Below are 878 nucleotides of genomic sequence, written 5' to 3' on the forward strand. Positions count from 1 at the left end.
TAGGCCGTGTGGACGGATTTTATGAGGTTGAATGCTGCAGCGATTGAAACGATGGCTGAAAAGTTGCGTTTGGTTTTCTCACAGCGCAGGGCAACCCGTTTGAAGCGTTTGAGTTTCCCGACAGCCTGCTCGATGCGGGCGCGGCCTCGATAAATGGCCTTGGCAAAGCGGGCGGGTTTTTCTTTCTCGTTGGTTTTATGCGGGATCACCGGAATGGCACCGCAAGAACGGGCTGCGTTGCGGTTGGCCTTGCTGGCATAGCCCTTGTCTGCGACAACCGCGCGGGGTGTTACGTCGGGACCGAGGTCCAACAGAATCCGGAAATGCGGAGCATCGCCTTTTTCGCCTCCGGTCAGATCGAATGCGATTGGCAACCCGTCGAAATCCGTCTTCAGATGGATTTTAGTCGTGAAACCGCCGCGTGACCGGCCGAGCGCCTGACCTTTCTGCCCCCTTTTGCGCCAGCAGCCGAAACATGAGCACGGACGATTGTGGAATCGAACATCTGAACCAGACTGGCCGTGGAGGACAGAGAGGCCAGATGTTCGAAGAAGAGATCGAAGGTGCCGCCCTTGCTCAGTCGGTCGAACCGTTTCCAGACGCTATTCCATTTGCCGAAGCGCTCCGGCAGGGCACGCCAGGTGATATTGTGAACCGCGAAATAATGAAGGGCCTCCAGAAAAAGCCGGTCATCGCGGCCTTTGTCGCCACGTCGGGGTAGCGATGCCCGAAAAACCTCAAGCGCTATCCGCCAGTCGTCCTCTGTCATCTTCGTGCTCATGTCGACCTCCAATCAGTCGACATCCCATGAATCAGACAAAGCTCAGCCGGGGAATCCCATTTCTTCAAACTGCGGCAATCCGTCCACACCGCCTAGC

2 protein-coding genes are annotated in these 878 nt (G+C 56.7%); both read right to left on the reverse strand.

From position 1 onward, the window contains the following. Positions 1-401, reverse strand: a 401-nt coding sequence (locus tag V6767_RS22665; RefSeq protein WP_448475503.1) for a transposase, incomplete at its 3' end; no start/stop codon positions are given. Continuing rightward, on the reverse strand, positions 392-769 hold the full coding sequence (locus V6767_RS22670) for a transposase (protein WP_448475502.1): 378 nt from the start codon (positions 767-769) through the stop codon (positions 392-394). The genes V6767_RS22670 and V6767_RS22665, both read right to left, overlap by 10 nt. Positions 770-878 lie beyond the last annotated feature (109 nt).

The organism is Martelella sp. FLE1502 (assembly GCF_053484255.1).

Bases quoted from the DNA above. Each gene is read 5' to 3' on its own strand.
- V6767_RS22670 (WP_448475502.1), bottom strand. From the start codon at position 769: ATGACAGAGGACGACTGGCGGATAGCGCTTGAGGTTTTTCGGGCATCG.